16 protein-coding genes are annotated in these 18,279 nt (G+C 60.7%); 5 read left to right on the top strand and 11 right to left on the bottom strand.

What is annotated here, in order from left to right:
- Positions 1–22 precede the first annotated feature (22 nt).
- The 4 genes from PspS34_RS05410 to PspS34_RS05395 all read right to left on the bottom strand — a co-directional run bounded on the left by PspS34_RS05410 (position 23) and on the right by PspS34_RS05395 (position 7,103).
- Complete coding sequence (locus PspS34_RS05410; RefSeq protein WP_154861819.1) at positions 23–1,369, bottom strand: Fic family protein; 1,347 nt, start codon at positions 1,367–1,369, stop codon at positions 23–25.
- Between the two features lie 143 nt (positions 1,370–1,512).
- The gene (locus PspS34_RS05405; RefSeq protein ID WP_154861820.1) at positions 1,513–1,794 is read right to left on the bottom strand and encodes a DUF6124 family protein; all 282 of its coding nucleotides are present in this window, start codon (positions 1,792–1,794) and stop codon (positions 1,513–1,515) included.
- Between the two features lie 1,136 nt (positions 1,795–2,930).
- Positions 2,931–5,996, bottom strand: a complete 3,066-nt coding sequence (locus PspS34_RS05400; RefSeq protein WP_154861821.1) for an efflux RND transporter permease subunit — start codon at positions 5,994–5,996, stop codon at positions 2,931–2,933.
- Between the two features lie 6 nt (positions 5,997–6,002).
- A complete protein-coding gene (locus PspS34_RS05395; RefSeq protein ID WP_057716190.1) occupies positions 6,003–7,103 on the bottom strand; it encodes an efflux RND transporter periplasmic adaptor subunit in 1,101 nt (366 codons plus the stop codon).
- Positions 7,104–7,196: 93 nt separating this feature from the next.
- On the opposite strand from PspS34_RS05395, the gene PspS34_RS05390 reads away from it, so the two are divergent.
- On the top strand, positions 7,197–7,835 hold the full coding sequence (locus tag PspS34_RS05390) for a TetR/AcrR family transcriptional regulator (RefSeq protein WP_154861822.1): 639 nt from the start codon (positions 7,197–7,199) through the stop codon (positions 7,833–7,835).
- 132 nt (positions 7,836–7,967) lie between these two features.
- Here the strand turns inward: PspS34_RS05390 and PspS34_RS05385 are convergent, their stop codons facing one another.
- Positions 7,968–8,747: a class I SAM-dependent methyltransferase gene (locus PspS34_RS05385; protein WP_174245535.1), complete on the bottom strand. Its 780-nt coding sequence runs from the start codon at positions 8,745–8,747 to the stop codon at positions 7,968–7,970.
- Between the two features lie 96 nt (positions 8,748–8,843).
- Between PspS34_RS05385 and PspS34_RS05380 the strand changes: the two genes are divergently transcribed.
- A complete protein-coding gene (locus tag PspS34_RS05380; protein ID WP_154861823.1) occupies positions 8,844–9,464 on the top strand; it encodes an energy transducer TonB in 621 nt (206 codons plus the stop codon).
- 22 nt (positions 9,465–9,486) lie between these two features.
- On the opposite strand, the gene PspS34_RS05375 is transcribed toward PspS34_RS05380, so the two are convergent.
- The 6 genes from PspS34_RS05375 to ppc form a co-directional block, all read right to left on the bottom strand.
- A complete protein-coding gene (locus PspS34_RS05375) occupies positions 9,487–10,308 on the bottom strand; it encodes an isocitrate lyase/phosphoenolpyruvate mutase family protein (protein ID WP_154861824.1) in 822 nt (273 codons plus the stop codon).
- A gap of 34 nt (positions 10,309–10,342) precedes the next feature.
- Positions 10,343–11,203, bottom strand: coding sequence for a DUF72 domain-containing protein (locus PspS34_RS05370; protein ID WP_154861825.1), 861 nt, complete (start codon positions 11,201–11,203; stop codon positions 10,343–10,345).
- Positions 11,203–11,508, bottom strand: coding sequence for a hypothetical protein (locus tag PspS34_RS05365; RefSeq protein WP_057716196.1), 306 nt, complete (start codon positions 11,506–11,508; stop codon positions 11,203–11,205). The genes PspS34_RS05370 and PspS34_RS05365 overlap by 1 nt, the downstream gene beginning before the upstream one ends.
- Positions 11,509–11,763: 255 nt before the next feature.
- The gene (gene tsaB / locus PspS34_RS05360; RefSeq protein ID WP_150812880.1) at positions 11,764–12,438 is read right to left on the bottom strand and encodes a tRNA (adenosine(37)-N6)-threonylcarbamoyltransferase complex dimerization subunit type 1 TsaB; all 675 of its coding nucleotides are present in this window, start codon (positions 12,436–12,438) and stop codon (positions 11,764–11,766) included.
- A gap of 94 nt (positions 12,439–12,532) precedes the next feature.
- Positions 12,533–13,180: an adenylate kinase gene (adk, locus tag PspS34_RS05355; protein WP_057716198.1), complete on the bottom strand. Its 648-nt coding sequence runs from the start codon at positions 13,178–13,180 to the stop codon at positions 12,533–12,535.
- Positions 13,181–13,468: 288 nt separating this feature from the next.
- Positions 13,469–16,099, bottom strand: a complete 2,631-nt coding sequence (gene ppc, locus PspS34_RS05350) for a phosphoenolpyruvate carboxylase (protein WP_150812879.1) — start codon at positions 16,097–16,099, stop codon at positions 13,469–13,471.
- Positions 16,100–16,300: 201 nt separating this feature from the next.
- Between ppc and PspS34_RS05345 the strand changes: the two genes are divergently transcribed.
- From PspS34_RS05345 to PspS34_RS05335, 3 genes are all read left to right on the top strand, one after another.
- A complete protein-coding gene (locus PspS34_RS05345) occupies positions 16,301–16,645 on the top strand; it encodes a hypothetical protein (RefSeq protein WP_056721034.1) in 345 nt (114 codons plus the stop codon).
- A 329-nt stretch (positions 16,646–16,974) separates the two neighbouring features.
- A complete protein-coding gene (locus tag PspS34_RS05340; RefSeq protein WP_057716200.1) occupies positions 16,975–17,388 on the top strand; it encodes a DUF4398 domain-containing protein in 414 nt (137 codons plus the stop codon).
- A gap of 45 nt (positions 17,389–17,433) precedes the next feature.
- The gene (locus PspS34_RS05335; RefSeq protein WP_150812878.1) at positions 17,434–18,231 is read left to right on the top strand and encodes an OmpA family protein; all 798 of its coding nucleotides are present in this window, start codon (positions 17,434–17,436) and stop codon (positions 18,229–18,231) included.
- The last annotated feature ends 48 nt before the right edge of the window (positions 18,232–18,279 follow it).

The raw sequence follows: 18,279 nt of genomic DNA, 5'->3' as shown, positions 1-18,279 counted from the left end.
GCAGTCTTGCTCCCACAAAGGTTCAGGCCGCTGATACGGGTCTTAGAAAGAACACCCACTCGCGCCCCATCTTGCGTTTCTCGAACAACTTCAACGCGACCAGCCCATTTAGCGTGGCTGATGCCGTGTTGTAAGAGCAACCGAGATTTTCCTTCACATTGACCGCCGTGAACTCCTTGGCCATTCCGCTCCTGGCTACCTGAAACAATGCCCGCTGTTTCTCGGTGAGCTGGTCGAGAAAACCACTTTCACGCAACCAGCAATCAAATTGCTCAGCATCGTCCAGACTTTTCCGATAAGTCCCGGTAAAACTGCCCACAGCCCGCAACACCACCGAACACTGGAAATCGATGAAGTACGTCAGATCCAGCTCATCCGCTTCGGTATTCAAATACGACCGCCCGTACTTCAACGGCGCATTGCGCAACAAAACACTGATGGCGATGTAGCGAAACGCCGAGTAGTCATTTTTGAACATGAACCAGTAAAACAACGCACGCGCTACCCGACCGTTGCCGTCGCGAAAAGGATGCTCGTAACCCAAGACAAAATGCAGCGCGATGGCTTTGATCAATGGATGAAGGTAGTCCGCTTGATGAGGGTTGTTGTGGGGTTGATTGATCCACTTCGCCAGCCCCTGCAAACGTGACACGAGCCCTGTTGCAGGTGGTGGCGAATGCACGGTGTTGCCCTCGCCATCCTGGACTACGACGTCATCGTTGGTCCTGAATGCTCCAGGCGAGTACTGCGAATCGTCGATACCCTCGACGCCAACTCGATGCATGGCCGCAATCAGCTCAACGCTCAGTGGCTCGTAACGCTGCTCCCAGGCGAAGTTCATCATCTTGAAGTTACCGATGACCATTCGTTCATCCGGTGTGCGCGGCGAACGATGGCGCTTGAGCATGTCCTTGGCCACCCGCGTCGTGGTGGCCGCACCTTCAAGCTGGCTGCTGCTGATGGCCTCGTCTTCGATCAGATCATTGAGCAAATAGCTGAAATGAGCGCGCTCGCCAATCTGGCCGGTCATGTATTCCAGCACTGCGGTTGTCGCCTGACGATCCACTACGGAAATGGCTTTTTGCGCCTGCGGCGTCAGCATGAACTTCAGCCAGCAGGCCGGTTCACCCAAAGGCAAAAGGCTCGAATACTGTGCAGTCCGCGCTTTCTTGACCAAGGCCCAGCACAGGTTCGAATCCAGCCCGGGCGCCCAGCGGTAGCGCAATGAATCGAACGGCAGGTAACGCCCCTGATCGTCCAGGGGCTTGAGCAAGGCGAGGTACTCCGAAAGGCGTTCCTTGTGGGGCGATCGCAACAGCCGATCAAACACCGGATCGGACCGGCCTCTCAATGTGGGTGGATTTTTCATGGCGCTGTCTCAAACATGCGTGAAACTTGGCTCTGAGTACAACACCTGAGCTTTTTAGCCTCAATATCAGACGGGTCCGAGATCAATGTAGGAACAATGAAGGCCCGCTGGTTGGTACAGGTTCAGCGGGCTTTTTCCTTTGACTATTGCTGCGGATCCAGCTGATCGAGGACGCGATTCACTGATAGCTGCGCCAGGACGATCATCTGCTGAATGCCGAGTGCCAGATTGCAGGTGGGGCCGGTCAGGATGGACGACAGTTCGGTCGCCATCACGTTGGCTGAGGCGAGGGTTTCGTAGGCGTGGACCAGCAGGGTTTCGGAATCGACGTCTGGGCGGATGGTGAAAATTGGGCAGGGGCGACTTGAAGCGCCGATATGTTCTGCGGTTTCTGAAGCCGGGGGGTTTGGGCTGGGTTTGATCATTGTGAAGCTCCTAACGAAAGTTGGAGCAGCCAGCATCACTTGCAGATGATGGGTGGCAGCTGTGTGCAGGTCTGCAAGACCGAGTCGTTAGGCAACCTCGGCAGATCCGAAGATCTCCCGCACACAGCCACCATAAATCGGTGGTCGCTAAAAAAGCGCCACGATTATAGGTGCGCCAGTGGGCGCCTAACAAACTATTGGCGGGCTTGCAGTCCCGGTCGCTGAATTGACAGCGACGAGCAAAGGCTAGAGATCGGGCTTCCGACGAGCAAGCTGAAAGTCTTGTGGGAATGGTCTGAATGAATGGCTTGGGCGATAAACAGCGTTGACTGTAAGTCCGTCATCGCGAACAGGCTGGCTCCTACAGTTGGGCTGGGTGACATCTGCAAGGAATGGGTTGGCTGGTAGGCCGCCTTCGCGAGCAAGCCCGCTCCCACAATTGGGCTGGGTACATCTGTGAGGAATTGGTTGGCTGGCGGGCCGTCTTCGCGAGCAAGCCCGCTCCCACAGTTGGGCTGGGTACATCTGTGAGGAATAGGTTGGCTGGCAGGCCGCCTTCGCGAGCAAGCCCGCTCCCACAGTTGGGCCGGGTACATCTGTGAGGAATTGGTTGGCTGGCGGGCCGTCTTCGCGAGCAAGCCCGCTCCCACAATTGGGCTGGGTACATCTGTGAGGAATTGGTTGGCTGGCGGGCCGTCATCGCGAGCAAGCTCGCTCCTACAGTTGGGCTGGGGACATCTTCAAGGAATTGGTTGGCTGGCAGGCCGCCTTCGCGAGCAAGCCCGCTCCCACAATTTGGTCTGCGCACGGACCAGACAACTAGGCCGGCCGGTAGGCCGCCTCGGTTGCTTTTGATCTGCCCGCCCCCTCGGGAGGCTGAGTGGAGGTGTTCATCCGGGGATTGGCGCGCAGCGCCGTTCGACGCAGTCGAACTCATTGCATGTAGGTCGAAGCGAAGCCGACCGGAGGGCAATGCCCCCGGATGAATACCGGAGCGAAGGAACCCCGAGCCTAAGCGAGGGGCCGTACGTAAGGGGCGAGACCTTTTGGTTCCTTTTGGGGCGTTTGCCAAAAGGGACTCGCCGTAAGGGCGAAACCGCCAGTGGCCGTTACCGAAGAAATGGATATGTACCCGGTCAAACGGACTCCTTCCTGACCCGAAACCAGGCCGCATACAACGCCGGCAAAAACAGCAGCGTCAACGCCGTAGCAACAATCAACCCCCCCATGATCGCCACCGCCATCGGCCCGAAAAACACACTGCGCGACAGAGGAATCATCGCCAACACCGCCGCCAGCGCCGTCAGCACGATCGGCCGGAACCGCCGCACCGTCGCCTCGATGATCGCCTGCCAAGGCTTGAGCCCCGCCGCAATATCCTGCTCGATCTGATCCACCAGAATCACCGAGTTACGCATGATCATCCCGGACAAGGCGATAGTCCCCAACATGGCCACGAAACCAAAGGGCTGGCGGAACACCAACAGAAACAGCGTCACCCCGATCAACCCCAGCGGCGCCGTCAGGAACACCATCGCCGTGCGCGAAAAACTTCGCAGCTGCAGCATCAGCAAGGTCAACACCACCACGATGAACAACGGCACACCGGCCTTCACCGAGTTCTGTCCGCGCGCCGAGTCTTCCACCGTGCCGCCGACATCCAACAAGTACCCGTCGGGCAGTTCAGCGCGAATCGGATCGAGGGTCGGCATGATCTGCTGCACCAGCGTCGCCGGTTGCTCCTTGCCATAGATGTCGGCGCGAACCGTCACGTTGGGCAGGCGGTTGCGGTGCCAGATGATGCCCTCCTCGAAGCCGTATTCCAGGGTCGCGATCTGCGACAGCGCGACGCTGCGACCGTTATCGGTCGGCACCGCCAGGCTCGGCAGCAATGACAACTCGGTGCGCTCATGCACGGTGCCGCGCAACAGGATCTCGATCAACTCGTTGTCTTCACGGTACTGGCTGACACTGGAACCGGTCAGGGAGCTTTGCAGGAACCTCGACAGGTTGGCCGTGCTCACGCCCAGCGCCCGCGCACGGTCCTGATCGATGTTCAGGTACACCACCTTGCTCGGTTCTTCCCAATCCAGGTGGACGTTGACCACATGCGGGTTCTCGCGAACCTTGGCCGCGACCTTGCGCGCCAGCGCCCGCACCTCCTCGATGTGCTCCCCGGTCACGCGGAACTGCACCGGATAGCCAACCGGCGGACCGTTTTCCAGGCGCGTGACCCGCGAACGCAGAGCGGGAAATTGCTCGTTAAGGGTTGAGATCAACCAGGTGCGCAGGGCTTCCCGTTCTTCGATGGTTTTTGCCAGGACGACAAACTGGGCGAAGCTCGCAGCCGGCAGTTGCTGATCCAGCGGCAGGTAGAATCGTGGCGAACCGGTGCCGACGTAGGCCACGTAATTGTCGATCCCGGCCTTGTCCTTGAGCAGCGCTTCAAGGCGTTTGACCTCGTCGGCGGTATTGCTCAGCGAAGCGCCTTCGGCCAGTTTCAGATCGACCATCAACTCCAGGCGCCCCGATGCCGGGAAGAACTGCTGCGGCACAAACTTGAACAGCACGATGGAAGCGATGAACAACAGCACGGTCGCCAGGATCACGGTTTTGCGCCAGCGCACGCACCATTCCACCAGACGCCGGACGCGCTGATAAAACGGCGTGGCATAGGGATCGGGCTGGCCGGCACCGTGTTTGGCGGCATGAATCTTCGCCAGGTCCGGCAGGAGTTTTTCCCCGAGGTACGGCACGAAGACCACCGCGGCCACCCACGACGCCAACAGCGCGATGGTGACCACCTCGAAGATCGAGCGGGTGTATTCGCCAGTGCCCGATTGCGCCGTGGCAATCGGCAGGAAGCCGGCCGCGGTGATCAGCGTACCGGTGAGCATCGGGAACGCGGTACTGGTCCAGGCATAACTCGCCGCTTTGACCCGGTCGAAGCCCTGCTCCATTTTGATCGCCATCATTTCCACGGCAATGATCGCGTCGTCCACCAGCAAACCCAGGGCCAGTACCAGCGCGCCGAGGGAGATCTTGTGCAGGCCGATGCCCAGGTAATACATGCACGCGAACGTCATCGCCAGCACCAGCGGAATCGCCAGCGCCACCACCATACCAGTGCGCACGCCAAGGGAGAAGAAGCTCACCAGCAACACAATGGCCAGCGCCTCGACCAACACTTGCAGGAACTCACCAACACCGGTTTTCACCGCCGCCGGTTGGTCGGAGACTTTGCGCAACTCCATGCCGGCCGGGAGGTTTTTCTGTATGCGGGCGAACTCGATTTCCAGCGCCTTGCCCAGTACCAGGATGTCACCGCCGTTCTTCATTGCCACCGCCAGGCCGATGGCGTCTTGCGCCATGAAGCGCATGCGCGGCGCCGGTGGATCGTTGAAACCACGGCGCACGTCAGCCACGTCGGAGATGCGGAAGGTGCGATCACCGACCCGGATCGGGAAGTTCTTGATCTCGTCGACCGTTTGAAAATTCCCCGTCACCCGTAGCTGCAAGCGCTCGCTGCTGGTTTCGAAGAAACCTGCCGTCGACACCGCGTTCTGTTCTTCAAGGGCTTGCTGGACGACCGCCAGCGGCAAGCCGAGGGTGGCGAGCTTGACGTTGGAGAGTTCGATCCAGATTTTCTCGTCCTGCAACCCCAGCAGCTCGACCTTGCCCACATCCTTGACCCGTTGCAGCTGGATCTGGATGCGGTCGGCGTAATCCTTGAGCACGGCGTAGTCGAAGCCCTCGCCGCTCAGGGCGTAAATATTGCCGAAAGTGGTGCCGAATTCATCGTTGAAAAACGGTCCCTGAATCCCCGGCGGCAGGGTATGACGGATGTCGTTGATCTTCTTGCGCACCTGATACCAGAGCTCCGGGATCTCCACCGAGTGCATGGAGTCGCGCGCAATGAAGGTCACCTGGGATTCGCCGGGGCGGGAGAACGACACGATGCGTTCGTATTCGCCGGTTTCCATCAGTTTCTTTTCGATGCGTTCGGTGACCTGGCGCGAGACTTCCTCGGCGGTCGCCCCCGGCCAGTTGGTGCGAATCACCATGGCCTTGAAGGTGAACGGCGGGTCCTCACTCTGGCCGAGCTTGGTGTAGGAAAGTGCGCCGACGATGGCCAGCAACAGCATCAGGAACAGGACGATCTGGCGATTACGCAGCGCCCATTCGGAAACGTTGAAGCGCATCGGGGCTTACTCCTTGTCCGCCAGATTGACCACGCGATTGGAGCGATCCACCGGGCGCACCTGCTGCCCTTCGAGAAGCACATGAACACCGGCGGCCACCACCCAGTCGCTGGCGCTGAGCCCTTCAAGCACCGGTACGGTTTTCTCGCCGAAGGCACCGACCCGCACCGGGGTCCTTTGCAAGGTGTTATTGGCGCGGACGACCCAGACATAGGTCACGCCGTTTTCCGCCGTCAGCGCAGACAGCGGAACGGACAGTGGAACCACGTCGGCGGCCTGCACGAACACTCGGGCGCTCTGGCCCAGTTCGACAGGCACAGTGCCGGTCTTGAAGGCGATACGCGCCGCGAAGGTACGCGACTTGGGATCGGCTGACGGCGACAATTCACGGATGCGCCCGGCGAGACGCTGGTCGGGCTGGGTCCAGAGTTCCACCGACACCGGTTCACCGACCTTGAAGCGGCCGAAGTTCTGCTCCGGCAGGCTGATCAAGACCTCACGCTCGCCATCGGTTGCCAGTGTGAACACCGTTTGCCCGGCTGCCACGACTTGCCCGACTTCCACCAGGCGCTTGGCCACGACGCCGTCCTGCGGCGCACGCAACACGGCGTAGCTGGCCTGGTTATTGGAAACGTTGAATTCGGCTTTGATTTGCTTGAGGCGCGCTTCACCGGAACGGTAGAGGTTTTCGGCGTTGTCGTATTGCGAACGACTGACCAGTTGGCGCTCCATCAGGGTCTTGTAGCGATCACGCTCGGATCGCACCAGGTTCAGATTGGCTTCGGCGGCTGCGACCTGGGCGCGAGTGGCCTCCAGTTGCAGGCGCACGTCCTGGGGATCGAGCTCCGCCAAGGGTTGATCGGCCTTGACCCGCTGCCCCTCCTCGACCAGTCGTCGGCTGACTTTGCCGCCGATGCGGAACGCCAGATCCGGTTCATACCGCGCGCGAACTTCACCGGGATAGCTTTCCATGGCCTGCGCCGAAGGCTCTGGCTGGACCACCATGGCCGGACGCACGCTGACTTGCGGCGCTTCTTCATGACCACACGCAGACAATAAAAAAGCCAGGGTGACTGGCAACGCGAGGGACAAGGCATAGCGGAACATGGTGAAGGACCTTTCGCTAATGGTGCTTTGAATAATTATACTGAGCAGTATGTTATTAATAGCAAACTCACCAGTCCAGTAATAAAAACGAATATGCCAAACAATCTTTCAGCACCCAATGGCCCAGGCAGACCCAAGGACCTGGTCAAGCGCCAGGCAATTCTCGATGCAGCGAAAGTGCTGTTTCTGAGTAAGGGTTATGCCAATACCAGCATGGATGCCGTCGCGGCCGAGGCCGGCGTGTCGAAGCTGACGGTCTATAGCCACTTCAACGACAAGGAGACGCTGTTCTCCTCCGCCGTGATGGCCAAGTGCGAGGAACAGTTGCCACCGCTGTTCTTCGAACTGCCGGAAGGCGTGGCCGTGGAAACCGTGCTGCTGAACATCGCGCGCGGTTTTCATCAACTGATCAACAGTGATGAATCAGTGAACCTGCACCGGCTGATGATGACCCTGGGCAGCCAGGACCCGAAACTCGCGCAAATTTTCTTTGAGGCCGGCCCAGAGCGCATGCTGCATGGCATGGAGCGCCTGCTGAGCAAGATCGATGAAAGTGGTGTGCTGCGCATCGACAAGCCGCACAACGCGGCCGAGCACTTCTTCTGCCTGCTCAAGGGCGCCGGGAATTTCCGTTTGCTGTATGGCTGCGGCGAGCCACCGGTTGGCGAAGAGGCGGAGAGCCATGTGCGGGAGGTGGTGGGGTTGTTTATGCGGGCTTATCGGCCTGATTGAGGCAGATGAACTTGCAGCGTTTATACTGACGCTTTCGCGAGCAAGCCCGCTCCCACAGGTGACCTGGTTCCGTCAGACAGTACGCGGTCGAATGTGGGAGCGGGCTTGCTCGCGAAAGCAGGCGCTGCGGTCTTAAGGCTTGAGCGCCTTCTTCGGATAGATGTCATACCGACTGGACTTGCCATCCAGCGCATGACTCGGCTTCGGCCCTTCAATGCAAGGCGCCTTGCGCGGGCGCTTGACCACCACCCTGTGGCTGGCCAGGGCCAGCGCGGCTTCGAGCAATGCCGGCGCATCCGGATCATCGCCCACCAGCGGCCGGAACAGGCGCATTTCCTTCTTCACCAGCGCGGTTTTCTCGCGGTGCGGGAACATCGGGTCGAGGTAGATCACCTGGGGCGGTTCGCCCTCCCAGTTGCGCATGACCTCGATCGAATTGCCCTTGAGCAAGCGCATGCGCGCCACGATCGGGGCCACGTCGAAATCTTCCGCGCCACGGGCCAGGCCGTCTTCCAGCAAGGCACCGATCAGCGGCTGACGCTCGATCAGGCTCATCTCGCAACCGAGGCTGGCCAGCACGAACGCATCCTTGCCCAGCCCCGCCGTGGCATCCAGCACCCGTGGGCGCACGCCTTGGGCGACGCCAACAGCCTTGGCGATCATCTGCCCGCTGCCGCCGCCGTACAGTCGGCGATGGGCCGCACCACCCTCGACGAAGTCCACCCGCACCGGCCCCGGCGCATCCGGCCCCAGCTGTTGCAGCTGCAAGCCCATGTCACCCACCTGCAAGGCAAATTCGCCGTCCGCTACTTGCATTGGCAAGCCCAGGCGCTCGGCCCATTGCTCGGCTTGTGGCTCGAAAGCCGCGTCGAGGGCCTGAACATGGATGCGGCAGGCCGCAGGTTGATCAATCATCGGAAAACACGCTCAAAAAATTAATGATCGGCAAAAACTGCCGATAACAAAACTATCGAGCATTTTGCCAGAGCTGAGCGTCTACCGAGAGAAATGTCAGACATTCAACCCACAATCACAGGTTTTATCTCGCCCTACGGCGACTACAACCTGCGAAACACCCAGGCACTGAGCGGCGTCAGCCACATCTGGCAGGATTTCTTTGCCCGAGCGCTGGCCGAACAGTCGGGTGAAGTGCTACCTGAGTCTCTGAATTTTCCACCGGTCGATCTCGAAAGCCCAGTCGAACCCACGGTCGGCAGCGACCTGCTGGCCCACATCGTGTCCCAGCGTGAATGCGACGTGAAGGACAACATAATCCGCCCGCCCGAGCCGCTGTTCCTGCCGATTGCCGAATTCGAAATGGACCTGGCGGACAAGCCGTTCCCACCGTTCCCGGCGGACGAAATCGTCGCCCAGCAAAAACAGCAGGACTTCGAAAGCGGCTGGGTTCGCCCGATCGTATTGAACGCCGGTCAACCGCTGCCAGAAGCTGGCCCTGCCCTGCAACCGCGTCCGCTGCACCTGCCCATCGCCGAGTTCGAACTCGAGCTGCTCGACAAGCCGTTCCCGCCGTTCTCGCCAGAAGAACGGGTGGAGCAGCAGAAACAACTCGATTTCGACAATGGCTGGGCGCGCCCGATCATCCTGCAGAACCTGCGCATCGCCGCCTGATCCTCAGCCGCGCCCTCTTCCCTCAACCTTTGAAAAACTGATTCGCCTTCTGATACGGCATCGACCGGGACGTGAAACCGAACGTGCCTGAGGTCTGGATTTCTTCGGCGGCGCGGAAGAATTCGCCATAGGCCGCCAAGGCCAGCGCCGAACCGACGCTGATACGTTTGACGCCCATTTCACCCAACTGCGCGACCGTCAGCTTCAAGCCGCCCGACATCAACACATTCACCGGTTTTGGTGCCACGGCGCGCACCACCGCCAGCACATCCTCGGCACTGCGCAAGCCCGGTGCGTAGAGCACATCGGCACCGGCCTCGGCGAATGCCTGCAAACGGCGGATGGTGTCGGCCAGATCGGGATTGCCGTGCAGAAAGTTTTCCGCCCGGGCAGTCAACGTAAAGTGGAACGGCAGACTGCGAGCGGCAGCCACAGCAGCTTCGATGCGCGCCACGGCGTGTTCAAAACAGTAGATCGGGCCTTCTTCGCGGCCGGTGGCATCTTCGATCGAACCGCCGACCGCTCCGACCTCTGCCGCGCGCAAGATACTTTTGGCGCAATCAGCCGGGTTGTCGGCAAAACCGTTTTCCAGGTCGACGGCAACCGGCAGGTCGGTGGCGGCGACAATCGCCTGAACGTTCATCAGGGTATCGTCGAGGGTCAATCCGCCATCGGCACGCCCCTGGGAAAAGGCATAACCGGCACTGGTAGTCGCCAGCGCCTCGAAGCCGAGGCTGGCAAGCATTTTTGCCGAACCGGCATCCCACGGATTGGGAATCACAAATGCCCCGGGGCGTTCGTGAAGGGCTTTGAACGCCTGGGCTCGAAGGGTTTGCGCATCCATTGGGCAGGCTCCTGAAGAGGGGAAAGAATCCGCCTCAGAGCAGGCCAAGTTGCTCGGCGACGGGTTCTCTGTATAGCTCAGGCAGCGCTGGCAAGCCAGGCAAACGCAGCATCAGCCGGGCGTGAAAACGCTGCGCCAGTTTCGCGGCCAGCAGGTTGTCGGCCGTGTGCAGGAAGATGTACGGCGTACGACCTTCTTCGATCCATAACGCGATTTTCTCGACCCATGGTTCCAGGAACGTATCGTTGGCCTCAAGCGTCGGATGGCCGATAAAACGCACCTGCGGAAATTGCGTGAATGCCGCCGGCCGCGGTGGCACACGGGGTTTCTTCGACTGGGCGTGGAGCACCGAAGGCTCGGTCGAGGTGCAACTGAACAGCGCACGGGGATCGAGACAGATGCGTTCGACACCGCGATCCAGCAACAGCCGGTTGAGCATTCGTTCGCTGTCACCCTTGGCGAAAAACTCGTCATGCCGCACTTCAACGGCCAGTGGTCGCTGCAGGGCATCGATAAACCCGGCCAGCTCAGGCAAACGTTGGGGCGTGAAGCTTTTCGACAACTGCAACCACAACGGCGACCCCCGTTCACCCAGAGGGCCGAGCAATTGCAGAAAGGTTTCGGCGGCGGTCAGTTGCTCGCGCAGATCGCCACCGTGGCTGATCTCACCGGGAAACTTGGCAGTGAAACGAAAATGTTCGGGCATGGTTTCGGCCCAACGCTGCACGGTGCTGGCAGCCGGGCTCCCGTAGAAGGTCGTGTTGCCTTCCACGGCATTGAAAACCTGGCAATAGAGATCAAGAAAGTCGGCGGATTTGGCGTCCGGCGGATACAGGTAGTCGCGCCAGGCGTTTTCGCTCCAGGATGGGCAACCGAGGTAATACGGCAGCACCATCAGATGTACAGGTCGAGACCCAGCACATCCGCTTCCCAATCGACGAAACCGGCGGTGCTCAGGTAGCTGGCCAGGGCTGTCGCTACGCTTTTGCTCATGGCACGGTGGTAAATCATGTCTTGCTGACGGGCGGGAAGATTGCTCAGTTTTTGCGCAGAGGCTTTAGCGGCGCGGGCAGCCAATTGCTCTTCAGTCGGGAATTCCAGCTCGCCTTCGATATCAATGGCGTCGTCTTCCACCACGCGGCCTTTGCGGGGTTTGCGCTTGATGGGGTAGGACTGAGAGGAAACGCCGTCTATACGCATAAGTGCATACTCGGAATCAGTGATGGCAGTTTAGTGGCGCAAAATCCACTTCGCAAACCGCCGAGTGATAACTAGAACACATAAAAGGCAAAAGGTTTAAAAGCTGGGGTTAGAAAATGACGATTGGCAGAACTGGTGCAGAACACTAACCCTGTGGGAGCGGGCTTGCTCGCGAAGACGGTGTGCCAGACAACAGAAATGTTGAATGTTATACCGCCTTCGCGAGCAAGCCCGCTCCCACAGGTACTGCGTGAATCAACGCGCCTTGGGCGTCGCCACTTTATCGCGCAGATACACCGGCTGCGCCTCATCGGCCACGATCGCCTCGCCGCGCGCCCAGGCAAATCGCGCCAGTGTCAGCAAGTCTTGCGCGTGGGGCAACATGCCCGCGTCCTGCCCGCTCAGGCTGACGGCGATACGCTCGCCATAGCCCCAACCGGTGCCTGCGCCGAACCATTCGCCGCCGACATCGGCCGGCAATGCAGCGGACTCCGGCGGCAGTACCGCTTCCGCCCCCACCAGGCGCATCTCCCCGGCCGTTTCGCGGTAGCAACCCCAATACACTTCATCCATACGCGCATCGATGGCGGCGGCGACCTGAGTGGCGCCGTGTTCGCGCAGCGCACGTTGCGCCAGCACGGCCAGGTTCGACACCGGCAGCACCGGGCGATCCAGGGCAAACGCCAGGCCTTGCACCACGCCGATGGCGATGCGCACACCGGTGAAGGCGCCCGGGCCACGGCCGAAGGCAATGGCATCGACCGCTTGCAGCGTGGTGCCCGCATCGGCCAGCAATTGCTTGATCATCGGCAACAGCTTCTGCGCGTGCAGGCGCGGGATCACCTCGTAATGGCTCGTGACCTTGCCGTCATGCAGCAAGGCAACGGAGCAAGCTTCAGTCGCGGTGTCCAGGGCCAGCAAGGTGCTCATCGATGTATCCACAAGAGAGATCGGAAAAAAGTGCGTCAGTATAAACAACTACGGCCCGCAAGCGGGCCGTGGATGATGCAGCGGGTCAGACTTTTCAGCTCAGGGCTGCAAGCACCTTGGCGGTGATCGCTTCAACCGAGCCAACGCCTTCGATGTGGCTGTACTTCGGCTTGCCATTGGCAGCCGACAGCTTCTGGTAGAAGTCCACCAGCGGCTTGGTCTGGGAGTGGTAGACCGACAGGCGATGACGCACGGTTTCTTCGGTGTCGTCCTTGCGCTGTACCAGCTCTTCACCGGTGACGTCGTCAATACCAGCCACTTTCGGCGGGTTGTAGACGATGTGGTACACGCGGCCGCTGGCCTCGTGAACACGGCGACCGGCGATACGCTGGACGATTTCTTCGTCTTCAACGGCGATTTCAACCACGGCATCGAGCTCGACGCCTGCAGTCACCAGGGCTTCAGCCTGGGGAATGGTGCGCGGGAAGCCATCGAACAGGAAACCGTTGGCGCAGTCGGACTGGGCGATGCGGTCCTTGACCAGTGCGATGATCAGGTCATCGGACACCAGGCCACCGGCATCCATGATGCTCTTGGCCTTGATGCCCAGCTCGGTGCCGGCCTTGACCGCTGCACGCAACATGTCGCCGGTGGAGATTTGTGGAATGCCGAATTTTTCGGTGATGAACTGTGCCTGAGTACCTTTACCGGCCCCGGGAGCTCCCAGCAGAATGACGCGCATCGATGTGCTCCTCAATTTTTTATATGGATAACGTCAGATTCGCCTCGTGGGGCCAATCTCAAAAATAGGGTCGTGACCGCCCAAACGGTCAAAGGCTGATCAAGATACACAGCAGGCTGCGCCCACACAAGACGCCAAAAGTCGGAGAAACCGCTGCCTCCTGCGACCATTGCGCACAGTTTCCCAAGTCGCAACCCCGTCATTAACTGTCGCCTGGCAGCACTTTTGCACCCGTCAAACGGCGGCATCCGGCTCACCTGCCGGATGCCTGACCCCATGGCAAAGACCTTAGCCGGTGTTGCGCAAACCGGCGGCAATCCCCGCCACAGACACCAGCAAGGCCTGTTCTACCGGGCTGCCCTGCGCCACGTCCTGCACTCTTGAACGGGCCAGCAACTCGGCCTGCAATAGATGAAGCGGGTCGAGGTAGGTGTTGCGCAAGCGGATGAACTCAAGGGTCGCTGGGCTATGTGCCAGTAGCTGCGACTGCCCGGTCAGGCCGAGAACGATGGTGCACGCCTGCGACAATAGGTCGCGTAAGTGCGCACCCAATGGCAACAGATTCGGCTCTACCAGACGCTCATCGTAGGACTGTGCAATGTCGGCATCGGCCTTGGCCAGGACCATTTCCAGCATGTCGATGCGGGTGCGGAAGAACGGCCACTGCTCGCGCATTTGCCCCAGCAGTTCGCCTTCGCCACGCTCCAGCGCCTTGCTCAGGGCCGCTTCCCAACCCAGCCAGGCCGGCAGCATCAGGCGCGTCTGGGTCCAGCCGAAAATCCATGGGATCGCCCGCAGGCTTTCGATCCCCCCGGCCCGGCGCTTGGCCGGACGACTGCCCAGCGGCAAACGGCCGAGCTCCTGCTCCGGCGTGGACTGGCGGAAATACTCCACGAACTGCGGGTTTTCCCGCACCACGGCACGGTAGGCGCTGACACCATCCGCAGCCAGTTCGTCCATCAAATGGCGCCACTCGGGCGTAGGTGGCGGCGGAGGCAGCAAGGTCGCCTCAAGCACGGCGGCCAGATACAGATTGAGGTTTTGCTCGGCGATGTCCGGCAGGCCGAATTTGAATCGAATCATTTCGCCCTGCTCGGTGGTGCGGAAACGCCCCGCCACCGAACCCGGCGGCTGCGACAGGATCGCCGCGTGGGCCGGGCCGCCGCCACGCCCCACCGTGCCGCCGCGACCGTGGAACAACAGCAGCTCGACTTGTTGCTCGCGGCAGATATCCACCAGTCGCTCCTGCGCCCGGTACTGCGCCCAGGCCGCCGCGGTGGTGCCGGCGTCCTTGGCCGAGTCGGAGTAGCCGATCATCACTTCCTGCGGCCCTTGCAGGCGCGCGCGATAGCCCGGCAACAGCAGCAGCTTCTCGATCACCGGCCCCGCGTTGTCGAGGTCGGCCAGGGTTTCGAACAGCGGCACCACACGCATCGGCCGCAACACGCCGGACTCTTTGAGCAGCAACTGCACGGCGAGTACATCAGAAGCCGCACCGGCCATGGAGATCACATAGGAACCGAGGGATGCAGGCGGCGCAGCGGCGATTTCCCGGCAGGTCGCCAGCACCTCGGCGGTGTCGGCGCAAGGTTTGAAGTAGTTCGGCAACAAGGGCCGACGATTGCTCAATTCGCGCATCAGGAAGGCGATGCGCTCTTCTTCGCTCCAGTCTTCGTAGCGGCCGAGGCCAAGATAGTCGGTGATTTCAGTCATTGCGGCGGTGTGCCGCGACGAGTCCTGGCGTACATCCAGACGAACCAGGAACAGACCGAATGTCACTGCCCGACGCAGGCAATCGAGCAACGGCCCATCGGCGATCACGCCCATGCCGCACTCGTGCAGGGAGCGGTAGCAAAGCTCCAGTGGATCAAGCAGTTCGCGGTTGTCCTGCAGCACATCGATCGGTGCCGGCGCGGACGTCGACAAGGCGGCATGTGCCCAGTTACGCGTTGCCCGCAGGCGTTCGCGCAGGTGTTTGAGCACTGCCCGGTACGGCTCGGCGCTGTCTCCCGCCCTGGCCTTCAACTCATCGCTGGCCTGCTGCATCGACAGCTCAGCGGCCAGGCGATCGACATCGCGCAGGTACAAATCGGCCGCCATCCAGCGCGCCAACAATAAAACCTCTCGGGTCACCGCCGCCGTCACGTTCGGGTTGCCGTCGCGGTCGCCGCCCATCCACGAGGCAAAGCGAATCGGTGCTGCCTCCAGTGGCAGGCGCAGGCCGGTGGCGGCGTACAGGGCCTGATCGGCCTTGCGCAGATAATTGGGAATGGCTTGCCAAAGCGAATGCTCGATCACCGCGAAACCCCACTTGGCTTCGTCCACCGGCGTCGGGCGCGTGCGGCGGATCTCCTCGGTGTGCCAGGCTTCGGCGATCAGGCGTTGCAAGGTGGTCTTGATCTGCTCGCGCTCGGTACTGGTCAGATCACGGTGATCCTGAGCCGCCAGTTGCGCGGCGATGGCGTCGTACTTCTGGATCAGTGTGCGGCGTGCAACTTCGGTAGGGTGCGCAGTGAGTACCAGCTCGATCTCCAGCCGACCCAGTTGCCGGGCCAACGCGTCGGCGCCATGCCCTTCGGCGCGCAGGCGCGCGAGCAACTCCGGCAGCACCCGGGCTTCGAACGGCGCCTCCCGGGATTCCTCGCGACGGTGAATCAACTGATATTGCTCGGCGATGTTGGCCAGGTTGAGGAACTGGTTGAACGCCCGCGCCACCGGCAGCAACTCGTCTTCGGTCAACTGGTTGAGGCTGGCGCTGAGCTCGGCGTCCATGGAGCCGCGCCGGTCAGCCTTGGCGCCTTTGCGGATCTGCTCGATCTTGTCGAGAAAACCGTCGCCATATTGTTCACGAATGGTGTTGCCCAACAGCTCACCCAACAGGTGAACGTCCTCGCGCAAGCGTGCATCAATATCGGTCATCAGCAGGTCTCCAGCAAAAAATCCGGGCGGCTAAGAAACAAGAGAGTGCCGCCCCAGACAGGTTCTTACAAGCAAGACGACGAAGGGCCTTTAAACCTTGCCTGTTGAAGCTAGTCTGAAGATTAACCGTACAACGGCTATCGCCGGCCAATGCCGCACACTCACCCTGCCTGCCACGAGCGGGAGCGCAATGAGGTCAATATGAAAATCCGCGAGCTTGCCCACCACTGGGAAGAAAACGCCAAGGGTCGCCTGACCGACACCGGCTACTCGATTCATCTGGACGTGGAGTCTGCCGCACGCCTGGCCGCGCTCGTCGAGATGTATCCCAAGCGGCATCCTGAAGAACTGCTCGGCGATCTGATCGGCGCCGCGCTGGAAGAGCTGGAAAGAAGCTTCCCGTACGTCAAGGGTACAACCGTGGTCGCCACCGATGAAGAAGGCGATCCGCTGTACGAAGACATTGGGCCGACCCCGCGCTTTCTGGCGCTGTCCCGTCGGCATTTGCACGATTTGTCGGTGCCTGAGGACAAACAGAAACACTGATTTTCCACAGAACTTGTGGGAGCGGGCTTGCTCGCGAAAGCGGTTTAACATTCGACATCTACGTTGACTGATAGACCGCTTTCGCGAGCAAGCCCGCTCCCACATCAGCCCGTGTGCCAATTCAAAAAATTGCGCTTCTCCTGCCCGATAGGGCGCTGTCGACTCGATCCAGGTTTTTCGATAGCCGGCTAAATTCTCTGAACTTTCAAAAAAAGCCTCGGGTCAACCCAAGTAACCACGCCTGGGACGAGCGTTTCAAAATACCCCGCAATTGATGGTTTCAGCGCCCTGCCCAGGGTGGACTTCGACGTTTTTCAGGAACTGGCCCAATGGAGTTGAAGACCATGAAAACCCGAATCGGAAGTCCCTCATTCACCTGTTCGCGTAGCCTCAAACTGGCGGCGTTGGCTCTGGGCAGCAGCCTGGTCCTGGCCGGCTGCGCTGGTAACCCGCCGACCGAGCAGTACGCTGTCACCCAATCGGCCGTCAACGACGCCGTGAGCGCCGGCGGCACCGAGTTCGCCGCCGTGGAAATGAAGTCGGCCCAGGACAAGCTCAAGCAAGCCGAAATCGCCATGCACGACAAAAAATACGACCAGGCCCGGATGCTCGCCGAACAGGCCGAGTGGGACGCTCGCGTGGCCGAGCGCAAGGCCCAGGCGATGAAGGCCGAACAATCAGTGAAGGACGCGCAGAAAGGCGTTCAGGAATTGCGTCAGGAAAGCCAGCGCACCGTGCAGTAAGCGGCGCGGCACTACGCATTCCCACTCGACTAAAAGGACGAAATCATGAAATCCAGTCAATTGATGATCCCTGCCCTGCTGGCTGTCACCGTAACCCTGGCAGCCTGCTCCACACCACCGAACGCCAACCTCGAACAGGCCCGCACCAACTACACCGGCCTGCAATCCGATCCGCAAGCGTCCAAGATTGCGGCCCTGGAAACCAAGGAAGCCAGCGACTATCTGGACAAGGCCGATAAGGCCTACAGGGACAAGGAGGACGTGGCCACGGTCGACCAGCTTGCCTATTTGACCAACCAGCGCGTCGAAGTGGCCAAGCAGACCATCGCCCTGCGCACCGCCGAGGCCAGCCTGAAAGATGCCTCGGCGCAACGGGCTCAGGCGCGCCTTGACGCCCGTGATCAGCAGATCAAACAGTTGAAGGACAGCCTCAACGCCAGGCAGACCGATCGCGGGACGCTGGTGACCTTCGGTGATGTGCTGTTCGCCACCGACAAGGCCGAGCTGAAATCCAACGGCCTGGCGAACATCAACAAACTGGCGCAGTACCTGCAGGAAAACCCCGAGCGCAAAGTGATTGTCGAGGGCTATACCGACAGCACCGGTACGGCGTCGCACAACCAGTCGCTGTCGGAACGTCGCGCGGGTTCCGTGCGTGCGGCACTGGTGAAGATGGGCGTTGATCCTGCGCGTATCGTCGCCCAGGGTTACGGCAAGGAATATCCGGTGGCGGATAACAGCAGCACTTCGGGCCGGGCGATGAACCGTCGGGTGGAGGTGACCATCTCCAATGACAATCAGCCGGTAATGCCGCGTTCGGCGGTGAGTTCATACACCCAGTAATCCACAACACAAACCAATGTGGGAGCGGGCTTGCTCGCGAAGGCGGTG

This window comes from Pseudomonas sp. S34, from assembly GCF_009866745.1.
In the GTDB taxonomy this organism is placed as follows: Bacteria; Pseudomonadota; Gammaproteobacteria; order Pseudomonadales; family Pseudomonadaceae; genus Aquipseudomonas; species Aquipseudomonas jessenii.
The sequence above is the reverse complement of the archived record's forward strand: the minus strand, read 5'-3'. Positions and strand labels throughout refer to the sequence as shown.

What these genes read in the sequence shown, in the direction of transcription:
- PspS34_RS05400 (WP_154861821.1), bottom strand. Translation starts at nt 5,996, where the DNA reads ATGCGCTTCAACGTTTCCGAATGGGCGCTGCGTAATCGCCAGATCGTC.
- PspS34_RS05365 (WP_057716196.1), bottom strand. Translation starts at nt 11,508, where the DNA reads ATGCGTATAGACGGCGTTTCCTCTCAGTCCTACCCCATCAAGCGCAAA.
- PspS34_RS05395 (WP_057716190.1), bottom strand. Translation starts at nt 7,103, where the DNA reads ATGTTCCGCTATGCCTTGTCCCTCGCGTTGCCAGTCACCCTGGCTTTT.
- PspS34_RS05340 (WP_057716200.1), top strand. Translation starts at nt 16,975, where the DNA reads ATGGAGTTGAAGACCATGAAAACCCGAATCGGAAGTCCCTCATTCACC.
- PspS34_RS05375 (WP_154861824.1), bottom strand. Translation starts at nt 10,308, where the DNA reads ATGGATGCGCAAACCCTTCGAGCCCAGGCGTTCAAAGCCCTTCACGAA.
- PspS34_RS05345 (WP_056721034.1), top strand. Translation starts at nt 16,301, where the DNA reads ATGAAAATCCGCGAGCTTGCCCACCACTGGGAAGAAAACGCCAAGGGT.
- PspS34_RS05380 (WP_154861823.1), top strand. Translation starts at nt 8,844, where the DNA reads ATGTCAGACATTCAACCCACAATCACAGGTTTTATCTCGCCCTACGGC.
- PspS34_RS05390 (WP_154861822.1), top strand. Translation starts at nt 7,197, where the DNA reads ATGCCAAACAATCTTTCAGCACCCAATGGCCCAGGCAGACCCAAGGAC.
- adk (WP_057716198.1), bottom strand. Translation starts at nt 13,180, where the DNA reads ATGCGCGTCATTCTGCTGGGAGCTCCCGGGGCCGGTAAAGGTACTCAG.
- ppc (WP_150812879.1), bottom strand. Translation starts at nt 16,099, where the DNA reads ATGACCGATATTGATGCACGCTTGCGCGAGGACGTTCACCTGTTGGGT.
- PspS34_RS05370 (WP_154861825.1), bottom strand. Translation starts at nt 11,203, where the DNA reads ATGGTGCTGCCGTATTACCTCGGTTGCCCATCCTGGAGCGAAAACGCC.
- tsaB (WP_150812880.1), bottom strand. Translation starts at nt 12,438, where the DNA reads ATGAGCACCTTGCTGGCCCTGGACACCGCGACTGAAGCTTGCTCCGTT.
- PspS34_RS05405 (WP_154861820.1), bottom strand. Translation starts at nt 1,794, where the DNA reads ATGATCAAACCCAGCCCAAACCCCCCGGCTTCAGAAACCGCAGAACAT.
- PspS34_RS05335 (WP_150812878.1), top strand. Translation starts at nt 17,434, where the DNA reads ATGAAATCCAGTCAATTGATGATCCCTGCCCTGCTGGCTGTCACCGTA.
- PspS34_RS05410 (WP_154861819.1), bottom strand. Translation starts at nt 1,369, where the DNA reads ATGAAAAATCCACCCACATTGAGAGGCCGGTCCGATCCGGTGTTTGAT.